The sequence below is a fragment of the Pedobacter polaris genome, from assembly GCF_005116505.1.
GTDB lineage: Bacteria > Bacteroidota > Bacteroidia > Sphingobacteriales > Sphingobacteriaceae > Pedobacter > Pedobacter polaris.
This window is the reverse complement of record NZ_SWBR01000002.1, coordinates 63517-79138: the sequence shown is the minus strand read 5'-3', so window position 1 is coordinate 79138 and position 15622 is coordinate 63517. Positions and strand designations below refer to the sequence as shown.

General features: G+C 37.1%; 13 protein-coding genes. 5 read left to right on the top strand and 8 right to left on the bottom strand.

The genetic code is table 11. The features are described from left to right. The first annotated feature begins 134 nt into the window (after nt 1-134). Nucleotides 135-461 (top strand): hypothetical protein, encoded by a 327-nt coding sequence (locus FA048_RS06720; protein ID WP_136839479.1) that lies wholly within the window; start codon nt 135-137, stop codon nt 459-461. 60 nt (nt 462-521) lie between these two features. On the opposite strand, the gene FA048_RS06715 is transcribed toward FA048_RS06720, so the two are convergent. Together FA048_RS06715 and FA048_RS06710 are read right to left on the bottom strand one after the other, a co-directional pair. Continuing rightward, nucleotides 522-887, bottom strand: coding sequence for a response regulator transcription factor (locus FA048_RS06715; RefSeq protein WP_169306824.1), 366 nt, complete (start codon nt 885-887; stop codon nt 522-524). 49 nt (nt 888-936) lie between these two features. Further along, nucleotides 937-2898, bottom strand: a complete 1962-nt coding sequence (locus tag FA048_RS06710) for a PAS domain-containing sensor histidine kinase (protein WP_136839477.1) — start codon at nt 2896-2898, stop codon at nt 937-939. Between the two features lie 567 nt (nt 2899-3465). Here FA048_RS06710 and bla point away from each other — a divergent pair. The 4 genes from bla (at nt 3466) to FA048_RS06690 (ending at nt 8084) form a co-directional block, all read left to right on the top strand. Beyond that, nucleotides 3466-4356 carry a subclass B3 metallo-beta-lactamase gene (gene bla, locus FA048_RS06705; RefSeq protein ID WP_136841208.1) on the top strand — a complete coding sequence of 297 codons (891 nt, stop codon included), beginning with the start codon at nt 3466-3468 and terminating at the stop codon, nt 4354-4356. Between the two features lie 208 nt (nt 4357-4564). Beyond that, nucleotides 4565-5839 (top strand): TlpA disulfide reductase family protein, encoded by a 1275-nt coding sequence (locus FA048_RS06700; protein ID WP_136839476.1) that lies wholly within the window; start codon nt 4565-4567, stop codon nt 5837-5839. 61 nt (nt 5840-5900) lie between these two features. Then, nucleotides 5901-7331, top strand: coding sequence for a sensor histidine kinase (locus FA048_RS06695; RefSeq protein WP_136839475.1), 1431 nt, complete (start codon nt 5901-5903; stop codon nt 7329-7331). Beyond that, the gene (locus FA048_RS06690) at nt 7332-8084 is read left to right on the top strand and encodes a LytR/AlgR family response regulator transcription factor (RefSeq protein ID WP_136839474.1); all 753 of its coding nucleotides are present in this window, start codon (nt 7332-7334) and stop codon (nt 8082-8084) included. It begins immediately after the preceding gene. A gap of 110 nt (nt 8085-8194) precedes the next feature. Here the strand turns inward: FA048_RS06690 and FA048_RS06685 are convergent, their stop codons facing one another. From FA048_RS06685 to FA048_RS06660, 6 genes are all read right to left on the bottom strand, one after another. Further along, a complete protein-coding gene (locus FA048_RS06685) occupies nt 8195-9244 on the bottom strand; it encodes an endonuclease/exonuclease/phosphatase family protein (RefSeq protein ID WP_136839473.1) in 1050 nt (349 codons plus the stop codon). Nucleotides 9245-9413: 169 nt separating this feature from the next. Next, nucleotides 9414-10811, bottom strand: coding sequence for a sialate O-acetylesterase (locus tag FA048_RS06680; RefSeq protein WP_136839472.1), 1398 nt, complete (start codon nt 10809-10811; stop codon nt 9414-9416). Between the two features lies 1 nt (nt 10812). Beyond that, a complete protein-coding gene (locus tag FA048_RS06675; protein ID WP_136839471.1) occupies nt 10813-12045 on the bottom strand; it encodes an MFS transporter in 1233 nt (410 codons plus the stop codon). Between the two features lie 27 nt (nt 12046-12072). After that, a complete protein-coding gene (locus tag FA048_RS06670; protein WP_136839470.1) occupies nt 12073-13176 on the bottom strand; it encodes a galactose oxidase in 1104 nt (367 codons plus the stop codon). Next, nucleotides 13176-14675, bottom strand: a complete 1500-nt coding sequence (locus tag FA048_RS06665; protein ID WP_136839469.1) for a PKD domain-containing protein — start codon at nt 14673-14675, stop codon at nt 13176-13178. The genes FA048_RS06670 and FA048_RS06665 overlap by 1 nt, the downstream gene beginning before the upstream one ends. A 10-nt stretch (nt 14676-14685) precedes the next feature. Further along, entirely contained in the window at nt 14686-15606 is a 921-nt protein-coding gene (locus tag FA048_RS06660; protein ID WP_136839468.1) for a dihydrodipicolinate synthase family protein, read from the bottom strand. Between the last annotated feature and the right edge of the window lie 16 nt (nt 15607-15622).

Here is a 15622-nt window from a genome sequence, read left to right as displayed (position 1 = left end):
TAAAATACCATATAATAGACAACAAAGTCATTAGATAGAGCAGTAGGACTAATTGAGAAGACTAGTTTCGATAACAAAATGGAAATGAAAACTGCTAATTTTGAGTGCAAGTTATCTTTACATCACATAATCAAATGGTTAGAAAGCTTTGGTACGATTTATGGACAAGCCTAAGTATGGAATATTTTAACAACAATAAAATGCCGTATTCCAGCAAACGCAAAAATGACGGCCCAATAGATTTAATCATTCGTCTTTACAATAAATATGGGAATGAACTTAAACAATACAAGCATCAGGGAGACGATATCATTATATTCGTACAGCCACAGGTAGACTTTATAGACTTGCTAAACAAGTTAAAAGAAGATATCTCAGCTTTTGTAAAGTTTAATACTCCTTTACAGCTTTATTTTGAACAAAATGGAATTAGAGAGGGAATCAACATCAATAGAGCCTAATTGATACAAAATTTAAAGAATAAGTTAGGCTGGCTTAAACTTTCACTTGGAAGATGATATTCAGGCTAGTTGCAACTTAACGCGATCAATAAAATCGTAGATATCAAAAGGCTTCGCAATAAAACCATCGGCAGGGCACTCACTAATCACCAAGTGACTTTGAGCATGCGCCGACATTAGCAGTAGTGGAATATGCTTTAAACTGCTAGATTCTTTTAGTTCACGACATTCGTCCATACCATTTCCATCAGGAAGCATTACATCCATCACAATCAGATCAGGCAGTTGGCTATCAAGCAATTCGCGAAAATCTGAAAGTGTAGCACTCGCACTCACCTCAAGATCAGCATTGGATAACAGCAAGACAATCATTTCACTGATATCTCCATCATCTTCAACAACGTAAACCATCTTTTTATCGTTCATGTTTTTTTCTGTTTGACAAACCGGGAACATCCCTCTAGTTTAAATTGTTTTAAACATCAGTATTTTTTATCGGAATGGCAAAACAAAATTCAGATCCAACCCCTACCTCGCTAGCTATGGTAAAGGATCCTTTATGCCGATCTATGATCTCTTTGCTGATATAAAGGCCAAGTCCCAACCCAGCAATATCAGAAACTCCTTCAGCTCTAAAAAAGCGCTTAAAGATACTCTTTTGCTGTTCTTTGCTTAAGCCAATCCCATTGTCTCTCACCCTAATCACAGCTTGGTCCTGATTCGTCTCAAGGGTTACGTAAACCTGTTTCGATCGTGGTGAATATTTAACAGCATTGTTCAATAGGTTAATAATCACCTGTTCAATTCGCTGCTGGTCTCCATACACCAACAGCTGCCCTTCATATCCTGAAAAGGAAATTACATGCGAGCTCGTATTGTAGTGGAAAGTTTCCAAAATATCTTTTAAAGTTTGCCCCAGATCAAAAATTTCGAAATTGAATTGCAACTTACCCGCCTCTACTTTAGAAACGTCTAGCAAATCACCAATGAGTGAGCCTAAGCGGTCCAATTGCTTTAAAGATTTTTGCACAAAGAATTCAGCCATCTTACTTCCTTTTTCGTTTTGCAACATTTGCAAATAACCTTTTAAAGTAGTTAGTGGCGTTTTAAGTTCGTGGCTTGCAAGTGCTATAAATTCATCTTTTTTCTCACTTAATGCTCTTACCTCCTCAAATAGTTTAGAATTATCTAGTGCTACTGCAGCCTGTGAGGCTACACTAGCCATAATTTCTTCATGTTCTATTTTGAACATACCAGCCTTAGGATGTCCGAAGAACAGCACGCCAATTACCTGACCAGATGAGGAGATAACCGGAACGACTAGAAAGCTAACTACGTCAAGTTGCTCTATTGGTATACCAAAATAGGGAGCATTTTTACTATAATTAGGGTCTTTGGTTATATCGTCTAACCGAACAATGCGCTCTAGAGAAAAGGTAGAATGAAAAATCGCTGTATCCGTTGGCATCTCAAACTGTTCAAAAGCTTCATGTGGTGCTCCAGATACCGTAAAAAGCATTAATGAATCACCTTTTTCATCGTAAGTATTGTAAAAGAAGGCACCAAAAGCCGCACCCGTAATTTCGGTTGTTGCATCCGTAACCCTTTGCAGAATTTCTTTAACATCAAGTTTTTCTGAAATAGCAGTTCCGATAGAGTTCAATAGCTGCTGCCTTTTAGCAAATTCTATGGTCATACGTTCGGCTCTCTTTATCTCAGAGATATCCCTTGCCACTTTTGAAGCCCCTGTAATATTCCCAAAGGCATCCTTAATTGGAGAAACTGTGAGTGAGATATCAATTTCATGCCCATCTTTATGCATTCTGATGGTCTGGAAGTGATCAACCTTTTTGCCGGCCTTGATATTGGAAATAATTACCTCCTCTTCGCTTATCAATGCTGGAGGAATGATCGTGCTGATATGCCTCCCCAACATCTCTTGTTCTGTATATCCAAAAATTTTCTGCGCCCCCGTATTCCAGCTTTTTATGACCCCATCTAGCCCCTTGCTCAATATTGCATCATCCGAGGATTCTACGATAGCCGAAAGTATGGCATGTTTCTCTTCACCAGATTTATTTTCTGTAATATCGACAAGTGTATTATAAGCTCCCAATAGCACTTTATCCTCACTAAAAACAGGCGATGGATAGACCAATAACGAACGAAATGAGTCGTCGGGACGCTGGATAACAATCTCTTCTCCCGCAAAAGATTTGCCTTGTTTCAGCGTAAGGGCCATTGGGCAACTGTTTAATTCCATGGGCCTGCCATCTGGATGAAAAATTTTCCATGAACCACACCAATAATCTTTTAGAAGCTCTGGTTTCCTTCCCCACAACACTGCTGCCGAATCATTAAAAAAAGTTACTCGTCCATTTGCATCACATGTATAAATAGCAAGCGGCGACTCTTTTATGAGTTGTTCAAAAATCATAATTTATTTCCTTGATAGATAGATGAAGATCTAAAGAAATCTCATATCCAAAAGTAGCTAATAAAAATGATAAATCTAGCGCTGGATGCGAAGACTCATCCCAACTAAACACTAGCATAAAAGTGTATTTATGTAGGTTGTAACACAATGAAAATCCAACATTTTTGACAGAATTATAGATAAATTATCGATAAAAAAACGAAACAATATGAAACTTATGTATTTTTATACATTTATTATCCAAATGTTTACATGCTTTAACTCAATTAATACTACATATTTTTTACCAGACTAAAGCCGAAGATATGAAGCAGGAAAATTATTTCTGAAAACTGACCTTCTGTTATTTCAGTACTACAAAGGTTCATTAGATTTGCAACTCGCTGTTCTCTACTTTCATTTTTAATTTGATAATACCAACCCAAGATAACTTAGCTGGTTGAGTTAATGCAAAGTTTGCTAAAATCGGCAAAATATTAGTTTAAATACTGGGACTAAAACAGGATTTAAATCTGGGATAAAATGGAAAAAATATACAGAAATTCTTTCAGATCTGTATATTTGAAAATGATTTTTTTTAGCCTAAAAAACCTAACCAAAGCTACGACACTTGTACTTTTTCTTGCATTAGCGAGCTTATCTAGTCATGCGCAAACAGTTAAAGAACCAAAAGACACCCCAAGCGAATGGTCAAAACCCTATCCTCCATTCCGCATTGTAGGCAATTTGTACTATGTAGGCACGTATGATCTTGCCTGCTACCTCCTTACAACAGCACAAGGAAACATCCTGATCAATACCGGATTAGCCAATTCTGCGGTCATCATTGAAAAAAACATCAAAGCACTTGGTTTTAAATTATCAGACACCAAGATACTGCTTACTACACAAGCTCATTATGATCATATGGGAGCAATGGCAGCGTTAAAGAAAAGTACAGGTGCAAAGGTAATGGTTAACCAAAATGATGCACAAGTAATGAGGGATGGAGGAAGCTCAGATTATGCGTTGGGAAACGGCGTGAGCAGCTATCTACCTTTAAATCCTGATAAAACTTTAAAAGATGGGGAGCTGATTAGCCTTGGTGGCATAAAACTCAAGATGCTAAACCATCCAGGCCATACTAAGGGTTCATGTAGCTATATTTTCGATGTAATCGATGGCACTAAGACCTATAAGGTATTAATCGCTAACATGCCAACCATTGTAACGGAAAAAAAATTCTCAGACGTAGCTAACTATCCAACAATTGAAAAAGATTATGCCTATACCCTCAAGGCGATGAAGAACCTGAAATTTGATATTTGGTTATCCTCACATGCTAGTCAATTTAATCTACACCAAAAGCATAAACCGGGAGTGCCTTATGCTCCAACAGCATTTATAGATCAAGCTGGCTATCACAAGGCATTGGCTGAACTACAGATTCAATACGATAAAAAGGTCAAAAAAGACTAGTTTGAACCATTAACTTTCTATATATATTTTCGAATTCAACAAAAAGGCGATTTCAATTTCAATCTGTTAAATATCCACATTGTTATAGCAAGATATCTTATAGATACGAAACAATCCCAATTCACACCCATATTGGCTATTGTCACAGTGATAGTATTTTTTCCGTATACCTGTATTTAATTTTGGCAAGAAGTTAAAAACAAGAAATATGAAAATTATCATCAGAATAGTATTAAGCATGCTTTTTTGCATTTCATGGAATGCAAATGCACAAAATTTGGAAGCAATGAGAAATCAGATCCAATCTATGATCAAAGAAACGGATCCTGAAAAAAATGTGCTATCTCTTCATAAAATCATTAAAGACTACAACTTGGATACAATTGAAAACGCTGAAGATATTGACCTTATGAAAGGAATGGTAGCACTGAATTTTCTCAACGTAAAGGTTTTTCCACAATTTGAAAACTATATTAAGTCAATCAAAAACAAGTTTAACCAAACCTCTTATCTGAATATGGCAGCAGACATTTTAAATAGGGACAATGTACACTTGGATTATGCAGAGGTGATTGCAAAAAAAACAGTAGAACTGTATGATTCCTATAAAAATGATCCATCGGCAAGACCAAACAATTTTCCAGAAGAAAGTTGGAACAAGTTTATGAAAATGGCTGCTTATCCTTATTATGAAACATACGCCAAGACTCTGTATGCGAACGGTAAAAATCATGCAGCATTTTTATATCTAGAAAAAGCATGGAAAAGTACAGACATGGAAGAAATCCAGCAAACTTCTGTTGAACTTTATACTAAGCTTTTAGAATTAGAAGGTCAAGAGCCCAAGGCATACGAAATACTACTTAAAATGGCCGAATTAGGGAAATCTTCTACCAATATGAATACCCAACTTAAAAGATTATATGTAAAAAATGGAGGTAGTAAAGCCAATGGAGCCAATTTTTTAGACTCAATTCAAAGAAATGTTAACAAAGCTTATAAAATCGAAATGGCAAAGAAAATGATAGCTGATGTTGAAGCGCCTAATTTTACGCTATTTGACCTTAGTGGAAAACGTGTATCACTCCTTGATTTAAGAGGAAAGATTGTAGTGCTTGATTTTTGGGCGACATGGTGTGTTCCTTGCATCGCATCTATGCCAGCAATGAAGAAAGTGAGCAGCCAGCACCCAGAAGTAATTTTTCTATTTATAGCAACTCAGGAATCTGGACCTAGTGCAGAAGAACGTGTAAAATCATATATCAAAAAATACAAATTTCCCAATAATGTATTGATGGATAAACCATCAGCTAAAAATCCAAAAATATTCCCAACTGCAGTTGCCTACAACATAAAAGGAATTCCTGCTAAAATGGTAATTGATAAAAATGGCAGACTAAGATTTTCAACCAGCGGATATTCCTCAGACGCCGAACTGATTAATGAACTAGAAGCAATGATTGCTATTGCTAAAGCGCAATAACAATCGAAAGTTATAATAAATATTATATTAGCATTACGAATGAAATTAAACAATAACCAAGATGAGGCTTAAGAAATATATTACACCTGTTTTATTTCTTTTAATGTATGTACAAGGTGCTTATGGTCAGCAATCTAATATACTGAACAGCTCATACATACGAGTTGAAGGCAAAGGACTGCTTACCAGTCAAATAAAAGAGGCTACAAAGGAAAAACTTGTGAAGATTTATACAGTTGGGGGCTTTGTAACAATTAACTCAACTAACACATTTGATAAATTAGCCAATAAGCTTTACCTCAATACATATCTTAAAGAAAGGCCCCATAAACAATCAAAAAATATTTTACCTAGTGAGGTTTATTTAAATCCTAATGAAGAGTTTTATGTTGATATTTTAGATGGGAAAACAGATTCGCTTGTATGCAGGTATGAAATTAAAAGACTCAGGTCAATCCCTAAAATCAAGCTATATACTACAAACGAAAGTGGAATCCGCTCTTTGGTTTTGCCATCTGACGATCATTCAAGTGAGTTTAAGCTATCACCTGGAGAGAAAATAAAACTCGTTATTGATAGAGAAGCCGATTTTAGGGACTTGCAAGTTGAGTACACTTTAGTAAACCTAAAAACGAAAAGAACTGAACATAAAATCATCCAAAGCAAGCTTGAATCTTTAAAATTAGTTGCGAACACGGACTATGAGTTGAGAGTCAACTACGTTGTTCAAAAAGAAAATGTAGGAGTCGGTTATCTGCGTGTAAAACCTTATTGGTACCAATCTATCACAACATATATTATTGCTTTGCTAGTATTTGTGGCTATTGTTATCTTATTGATCACGAGAAGTCTTAAAAACAAGGTTAAATCATCATTAAAGGAACAGCAAAAAATGGAACAAGCGGCTATACGGTTGCAGTCGCTGTTAAACCCACATTTTACTTTTAACGCATTGAGTTCTATTCAAGGTTTGATGAATACGAACCGAATTGATGAAGCAAATCAATATTTACAGGAATTTAGTTCTTTATTAAGAAAAACATTGGCTAAAAGCAAGCATATTTTTAATAGTCTGGACCAAGAACTTGAGATGATGCGTATGTATATTAGGATAGAAGCTTTTAGATTTAATTTTTCATGGGATATTGAAATCGCTGAGGAGCTCAATCCTTCTGTAATAGAAATACCAACTTTGTTATTACAACCTCTGATAGAGAATTCAATAAAGCATGGTCTCTCTGGTTTGGGAGAAAAAGGGCAACTACTCATTGTTTGTAAGGAAGGGCAAAAAAAAGGTACTTTTGTAATTGTGGTGAAAGATAATGGAACATGGTTGAATAAAAGTAGTGAATTTGGTTATGGTCTTTCTTTAACAGAAGAAAGAATAAAGACAATTAATTCGATGAAAAAAGAGCAAAATATTGTCCTCGATTTTAATAAAAAAGATGGAACTGAAGCCATTTTAACATTTCATAATTGGTTAGATAATTAAATGATAAGTGCAATAATAGTTGATGATGAGCTTATTAACATAAGCAATTTACAAGCGCTGCTTGTTCGCCATTGCAAAGAGATTGAAGTTGTAGCATCGGCTATAAATGCAGATCAAGCAAAAACTTGTATCCAAGAATTAAAACCAGATGTTGTATTTCTTGATATTGAAATGCCAGGAAAGAATGGGTTTGATCTATTAAAATCATTCAAAAACCCAGAATTTGCAGTGGTTTTTGTTACTGCTTATGATGCTTATGGTATATTGGCGGTAAAATTTTCTGCGCTAGATTATTTATTAAAGCCCATTGATATTACTGAGCTTAAAAATACAGTAAGTAGAATAGAAAAATCAGTAAATGCTAAAAAACAAAACTTAAGATTAGATAATCTTCTTCACTTACTGGATAATAAATATCCTGATGAAAACCAGAAGATAGCTTTACCAACACTTAAAGAAACTTATTTAGTACCAGTTAAAGACATCGTTAGATGTGAATCTTCGAACAACTACACCTCTTTTTTTATGGTAAGTGGAGTAGAACACCTTATTTCTAGACCATTGTATGAATACGATGAATTACTAGTCCCATATGGTTTTATACGGTGCCACCAATCGCATTTGGTAAATAAAGCACATGTTACCAGCATGCTCAATGAAGACTCGGGATACTTGATCATGAACTATACTACTCAAAAAATACCTATCGCAAAACAGAGAAAGAGTTTAGTGAAGTCTTTGTTAAAAATATAATTTCAGAGAAAATTAATCACATTGACAATATAATCAAGTCCCATAAATCCATTTACTCTAGATGAGATATGGCAATAAACTATAAAACAATTAAACAAGGGTCAGCCTTATTAGTTTGTATCTGCCGCTAACTTGTTTTGGGCAAGCGCTAAATCTTCCTGGTCTGCAACCGGCTTTTCATTGTTCTTTTCAGAACGTGGGTCATACTGCAGATTCACGCACATAGGAAAATGATCTGAACCGCAGCTTTCCATCCTCTTGATGCCAGAGAGCGTAAAATCAGCAGAACAGAAGATATGGTCTAACGGAAACCGCAGAAATAAATATTTAGCGTTGAAACTATTAAAAAAACCCCTTCCCCTTCGCGGATCTAAAAGTCCACTCACCTTTCCAAAGAGTTCAGTGGTATAACTCCAGGCCACATCGTTTAGGTCGCCCATTACAATTACCGGAAGTTCGCAGTCTTTTGCCAGCTCAGCGACCATTAATATCTCCCTATCTCTTTCCGTCGAACGTGGATTTTCTTGTGGTACCGGAGGCTGTGGATGAAGACAATACAACCTCACCCATTGTCCAGATCTTAATTTTACATCGACTTGTATAGAAGGAATATCCTCTTCCACCAAAAAATTGATACTGCCTTCTCGCAGTTCAAGTTTAGAATAAAAAATCATACCGTAGGTGTTTTCTAGTGGTACCTTTAACTGATGTGGATATTCATTCCCAATAACGTCTATCTGCTCTTGCCACCACGAATTGGTCTCTACCATTAACAGCACATCGGGATCACATCTCTTAATTAGCTCTAGGTAGCTTTGGCTCTTACGGTTGTCCTGATAGACATTAGCAATCAATAGTAAAATATTGTTGTCTCCAGCTGGGTACCTTGCCGAAATGATCTGCCTTTTGCCCAGCAAGGTGAATGGAAAGACTTGATAGATAAGATAACCAAGGTTCAGCACAAGTGCACAGCCCACAATTTTTTCATAAACAGTAATTGGGGGAAACCAAAAGTACGCTATTAATAATACTACATTTAGTACTAGCTTTTGTAATCTGGGATACTCAAATACTCTGAATAACCAAAAGTCATGGCGAATCAAGGGAACTAAACTTGCAATAATGATAAGTACAGAAATATAGAAAAGCGCTTGGTGCATAGGTAAAGCAGAAATCAACTGATCGACTAAAATAAGCCATTAGTTCCATATCACCAAGGATACTAGGAACATCTTTATAGATTGCAACTCCAATTTACATTTACCAATAAACGGCAATACCAATGGTTACTTAACAGCTATACTTGTATTTATAAGAAAACCATGTAACTTATTCCCACTTATCTGTCCGGAATGGACCTAAAGGCAGTCCCTCTACATTGTACAGGTTACCAACCGCACTATCTTTGAAACAATACCTAACTGCCATGGGGTTTTTAACTTGTTCACTTTTAACAACAACAGTCTTACCAGTAATCACTGCATCTGCCGGAATGAAAATCTTATCGGAGCCGGCTATCTCAAAACCAATCAATTTCTGGTCATAAGCTGTAAGTCCAAGAGGGATTTGTTCAAAGTTAAGAATAGCTTTTTCGCCTTCTATTTTTAGCGATTTGTAAATAGGCCCTAGATAGGCAATAGCTTCCCTGTTGTAATTTTTTGCAAGAGCCCAATAAGCTAATCGTTTTGCAATTATGGTTTTGTTAGGCGGGTGTATAGTTTTTTGGCTACCAGCATCAACACTCACCACCATTCCAGAATTTTCAATTAGCGACATAGCTCTTGCTTGTGCCTCATATAACAGTGGAATATCTTCCTTGTGATCTTTATATACATTTGGAGCAATTTGAACATAATAAAAAGGCCAATTTCCTGCTTCCCAAAGTGCACGCCATTCCTTAACCATAGCTGCCATTTTTCGATCATAAGTTAATGGATTAACCCTGTTATTTTCTCCCTGATACCAGATTACTCCTTTAATTTGGTAACCTATAATCGGATTAACCATAGCATTGAAAAGCACAGCAGGATCATTCTTGATAATTTTGGCTGTATCTGATGGATTCTTAAAATCACTAAATCCAGCTAGGCTATTTTTTGTCATCCAGGCTTCAATATCCGTGCCTCCGTATGCAGTTTGAATAATCCCAATAGGCACTTTAAGGTTATGTTGCAAAAACCTTGCAAACTGATAGCCAACTGCACTAAATTCGCTTACAGATTTCGAGCTGCTTACTTCCCATTTACTCGATATCTTCTCAATAGGTAACCTACTCAAATTCTTTTCTATCCTGAAAAGTCTAACTCCGGCTTCCTCAGCATCCAATAGTATATCATTGGCGCCTAATACTGGCTGATTTGCGAAACCCTTTACAGGCATTTCCATGTTAGATTGCCCCGAACAAACCCAAACCTCTCCTATCAGCACATCAGATAAAATAAGCTTGTTACCATCATTCAAAATAATCGTATAGGGACCTCCTGCAACCGGAGTATTAACATTCGATCTCCAATTTCCATCAGCACCTGTTTTAACGGTTATGGTTTTGTTGTTCCAGGAAGTAGTAATTACTAAATTGACATTAGGCCTCGCCTTTCCCCAGAATTTAACATTTTCCTTCTGCTGAAGTACCATTCCATTGCTAAATATTGCAGGAAGAACAACTTCTGCTTTAACAAGCTGGACAAAACAGCTAATCAACAAAATAACCGAAAAATATCTTTTCATACTAACTCGTCTTTTTAATCTTAACAGCAAACAAACTCCAAGTGGCAATTAACATTATTATTGCAGCAATTTGATAGATAATGGAAAGATCAATGTTTGCATCCTTTAGCGCACCACCTACATAAACCATTGACCCACCAACAATTGTACTTAGGAAATTTAGCAGACCGTAACCAGTAGCAATAAAACGTCCATCGGCAACCTGTCGCAAGATGGGCATTAAATTCGAATCGTTAAATCCTCTAGCCAAACCGAATACCAACATAGCAACAATGGCTATTGCAAATACGTTTGTAGAAGCCATCAAAAATAGAAATGGTGCTCCCAAAGTAAAACCTATTATTAACATGTAAAGCCTGCCTTTTTCATTTTTACGTGTCCATCTATCTGCCAATATACCACCCGCAACAACCCCTATAAACGAACCGATCTGTATGTAACCTGTTGCAGAAAATCCTGCTGCACCAAGATCTAGTTTGAAATGGTCTTTCAAGAAAGTAGGTAGCCAACCATTAACCAACCAATTTACCATACCCAAAACCGCAAAATAAAAGAGCAAAATATAGAATGACCTTTCACTAAAAAGCACCTTTAGCGCACCAAGCGGAGTAATTTTTTCGGTAACAGGCATTAATTCGTCCGTTTCTGCTACTGGTTCTTTTTTATCTTTTAGTACATATAACAAAATGATTGAATAGACAATTCCAAAAGCACCGAATGCGTGAAAACCAAAACGCCAACCCCAAATGGTTGCAATATATCCACCCAAACCACCCAATGCCAAGCCTGCATATAATCCACTCATGTGTAAGCCAGTGGCTAAAGAACGGGTTCGACCTTTGTGATAATCTGTAATCAAAGCCAAGGCAGCAGGAATATAACAAGCTTCGCTAATCCCCATTAAAAACCTCGTCAACAACATTTCATTAAATGAAGAGGCATAACCTGTCCAAAGCGTGACCAACGACCACACAAAAACACTGAAAACAATTACTTTTTTCCGACTGTATTTATCAGCGATGAAACCACCAAATGGACTAAAAATTCCATACGACCATAAAAATACCGCAGTTAGCAAACCAAATTGAGCATCTGTTAACGCAAAATCAGCAACTATAGGATCCCTCATTGAGGTAATCAGGATACGGTCGAGGTAATTAAGGAATGCTACTATCCATAACATGCCAACAATTAGCCATGCATAACGGGAAACTACATTTGTGGAATTATTCATTAAGGCTGATTTATTTAATTATTGGTATTAATTCATAGTAGGTTTGGCCATTAGTACATTTGGTGTACGGGTTGCAGGCCTTACCTCACCTCCCGGTAAAATTACATTTCCTTTCCAAATGGTTAAGGTGGTAGTTACCGGAGCCCAAATACTTCCGTTCGGATTGTTCACTGCATCACCTTTTTTAACTGTATCAATCTCTCCTGATTTACACCAAATATTTTTCACTGGGTCATAAGCCAAGATTTGATTTGAAAACCCAGGATGATTCTCTTTTAGTGCAGCAGCACTTGACGCAAGAACGCCATCATCTCCTCCAAAAACAAATAGCTGATTCTTGCTAGCAAAGGCTGGTGTTGGTGCTGCAGCTACAGTAATAGGCAGGTCTGCAATCCTTTTCCAACCATTCTTAAGCGTATATTGGTAAGCATCTGTTAGGTATTTTCTTTGCCCATCAACCAGTGCTACCCCACTAAAAAGATATATTGAGCCATTCAACGAACCAGCAACGCTCAACATCCGGGGTTCTCCCGGCAAATTTGGTAAAACTTCCCATACTTTATTTTCCTTAGATAGGTCAAGTTTCCAGAAGTTATTTCCGGCTATTTTCGAATCAGGAGAAAGTATGCCACCCATTACATAGATAACATCACCCAGCAGCACTCCGCTAGTATTTGCAATAGGTTGAGGTAAATCTGGCAAGCGCTCAACATTTAATTTTCCACTGATGTAATGGAGTTTAACCACATCCAGATGATGCCCTTGCTCATTGCTTCCGCCTATCAGTATGAAAGCATCTTTATAATTTACAGACACTCCATATCCCATTTTTTTTGGAAGATTTCCAATTTTCTTCCAAGTCCCCCCATGTTTTTCTAAAGCAAATATTTGATCGCTCCATGCCTTTTTTGATCCTGTCCATGGTGCGCCGCCATCTGGAAAGTTAGCACCACCTGCAACCAACAACACGTTTCCTGCAACACCAGCAAAAGAGCCTGCAAAGCCAATTTGATCAGGAATACTAGGTAATTGTTGCCAATCAAATTTTTGCACAGTCTGTGCCTGCACTATATTTTCATTTAGTGTTGTAACCATAAAAAGGAGTATAAATAGATAGTGTAGTTTAATCATTATAAATTCTTAAGCGCAGTAACCTCAGCTTGTGTCAATGCTTTTTTGTAGATGATCAGATCGTCCATTAAGCCATTATATTGATTATTATAGCCTCCTGTCCCTTCTTGCAAACCTACTTTAAATGGACTTTGGTTTGAAACATTTTTTATACCAGATGCTGTAGCTTCCTTAATTTTTACACCATCTATATATATTGCAGTTAATGTACCTTTTCTAGTTGTTACAATATGATGCCAAGCACCATCATTCATAGATGCTACTGCACCATCATTTGCATTGTTCAAATGGATACTAGAGCCATTGATTTCATCCTCTGTAGAAAATGAAGTTACCTGGGTCGCAGAATTTAAAATACGTACCCATGTTTGGTTATCTTTCGAACCTTTTGCACCACTTTCTTGCCAAATCATACCTCTTGTAGTAGTTGATGTTTTAACCCAAACCGATACAGAATAATCTCCAGTTCCGAAGTTCATCGCCTCATTATCTGGTACAATAAAGCCACCAGTGCTGCCAAAAATTCCAGTTCTACCCTCTGCCGCGGTACGGTCTGCTTCAAAGCCAACTGTACCCACAGGTGTTGAAACCAATTTGGATGGACCCGCATCATTAATGCTTCCATTGAGTGGATAAAATGCTGTCAGCGATCCACCAGGAACAACCAAGATATAGGCAGTTTTTTCAATTGTAGAGGTTTTAACTGTATTAGAGGCCACAAGTTTTACCTTATAGCGTCCAGGACTTGCGTAACTTACCGTTGGGTTCTGAACTGTAGAACTACCAACAGAAGCACCTTCAAAGGTCCAAGCCCAAGCGGTTGCTGTACCAATAGATTTATCGTTAAATTTAATACTACCTCCCGTGTAAGTGGCCGTTTGATCACTGTCAAAATTAGCTTCCACAGAAGTAATATCAACAACAGTTAACAGATTTGTTTTAGTTACGGTTTGAGCACCTTTTGGATTGGTTGCAGTTAAAGTAACTGTATATACTCCTGGAACAGTAAATATCATCGACGGATTTTGGCTTGTAGAAGTTAATACTGTAGCGCCTGATTTAAATTCCCATGCCCATTGGGTAGGCATACCAAGGCTTTTATCGGTAAATGTTATACTTTCGTTTTGTTTTATCGAAGTTGTAGCCACAGTAAAATCAGCTGTAATGTCACGGTAGCTTACCGTAATGTATGCCGTCTTTTTCTCTACCGCAGTAGTAGCACTGTTTTTCACAGTAAGGCTTACCGCATAAGTGCCAGGTTGGTTATAGGTTACCGTTGGACCAGAAAGCTCTGATACTGCTGGTGTACCACCTTCAAATTCCCAACTCCATGAAGAAGCTTGTCCTTCGGAAAGATCACTGAACACTACACTTTCTCCCGCTAATATTTGTTGGGAAACAACACTAAAGTTGGGTTTAAGTTCTTTAGAGAGTTCATCTTTTTTACAACCCAATACAAATAAGATCAGGACTATTACTGGTAAAAATTTAAGTTTCATACAATCAGTTTTACAAAATGGCTACACTGTTAACTATATTAAAAAAATCTATCTCCTCTAATGAGGCTTTAAAATTTTCTTCATCTGTCTTACTTAATGGCACTAGTGGCAACCTACAATTGCCTAATTCAAAACCTTCCATTCTCATGATGGCTCTTTGCGCCGGAATTGGCGGATATTTTACCAAACAACGCACCATATTTACAGAATTCAGTTGCATGGCAGCAGCCTCTTCGGCTTTGCCTAGCTCATAAAGTTCAATCACCTTTAGATAAAGTGGTGCTGCAAAAGTATAAGTGCTTCCTATTGCACCTTTGGCACCAACAGCTAAAGCTGGAAGCAACATCTCATCAAAACCAAAAAGTATATCAAATTTGCCATTTTTATAAGCTAGGCAAGCCTGATATTCATGTAAGGTGGAAGCGGTATATTTAATGCCAGCTAATGTTGGAATGGCTTTTTCTGCCTGCTCTAAAAAATCTACCATATCCATTGCAACCCCTGTTAAAGTAGGGATGTTATAATAATAGAATGGCGTATTCGGCGCTGCCGAAGCAATTTCGGCAATGCTATTCACCAAGTTTTTAACAGAGGTAGGTTTGAAATAGAATGCTGCAACAGAAGATATGGCATCTGCACCGATCTGCTCCGCATGGGCAGCTAGTTTCCTGCATTCTGCAATAGAACTGTGCCCAACATGCACCAAAACCAAAATACGTTTATTAGCGGCCTTCACGTATGCTTCTGCAATCTGCATGCGTTCCTCGATGGTAAGATTTGGTCCTTCACCATTTGTTCCGCAGATGAAAACACCTGTCAGTCCATCGTTTATCATTTTATCTACAATTGCTGGGATTATTGAGAGATTTATACTGCCATCTGCATTGTAGGCTGCAAAAGTTGCAGCAATTAGTCCTTTTATCTTATTCATTTTTATATCCTAAATC

Coding starts and splice junctions, on each gene's coding strand:
- FA048_RS06700 (WP_136839476.1), top strand. CDS start 4,565: ATGAAAATTATCATCAGAATAGTATTAAGCATGCTTTTTTGCATTTCA.
- FA048_RS06715 (WP_169306824.1), bottom strand. CDS start 887: ATGAACGATAAAAAGATGGTTTACGTTGTTGAAGATGATGGAGATATC.
- FA048_RS06685 (WP_136839473.1), bottom strand. CDS start 9,244: ATGCACCAAGCGCTTTTCTATATTTCTGTACTTATCATTATTGCAAGT.
- FA048_RS06670 (WP_136839470.1), bottom strand. CDS start 13,176: ATGATTAAACTACACTATCTATTTATACTCCTTTTTATGGTTACAACA.
- FA048_RS06690 (WP_136839474.1), top strand. CDS start 7,332: ATGATAAGTGCAATAATAGTTGATGATGAGCTTATTAACATAAGCAAT.
- FA048_RS06695 (WP_136839475.1), top strand. CDS start 5,901: ATGAGGCTTAAGAAATATATTACACCTGTTTTATTTCTTTTAATGTAT.
- FA048_RS06720 (WP_136839479.1), top strand. CDS start 135: ATGGTTAGAAAGCTTTGGTACGATTTATGGACAAGCCTAAGTATGGAA.
- FA048_RS06710 (WP_136839477.1), bottom strand. CDS start 2,898: ATGATTTTTGAACAACTCATAAAAGAGTCGCCGCTTGCTATTTATACA.
- FA048_RS06675 (WP_136839471.1), bottom strand. CDS start 12,045: ATGAATAATTCCACAAATGTAGTTTCCCGTTATGCATGGCTAATTGTT.
- FA048_RS06680 (WP_136839472.1), bottom strand. CDS start 10,811: ATGAAAAGATATTTTTCGGTTATTTTGTTGATTAGCTGTTTTGTCCAG.
- FA048_RS06660 (WP_136839468.1), bottom strand. CDS start 15,606: ATGAATAAGATAAAAGGACTAATTGCTGCAACTTTTGCAGCCTACAAT.
- bla (WP_136841208.1), top strand. CDS start 3,466: ATGATTTTTTTTAGCCTAAAAAACCTAACCAAAGCTACGACACTTGTA.
- FA048_RS06665 (WP_136839469.1), bottom strand. CDS start 14,675: ATGAAACTTAAATTTTTACCAGTAATAGTCCTGATCTTATTTGTATTG.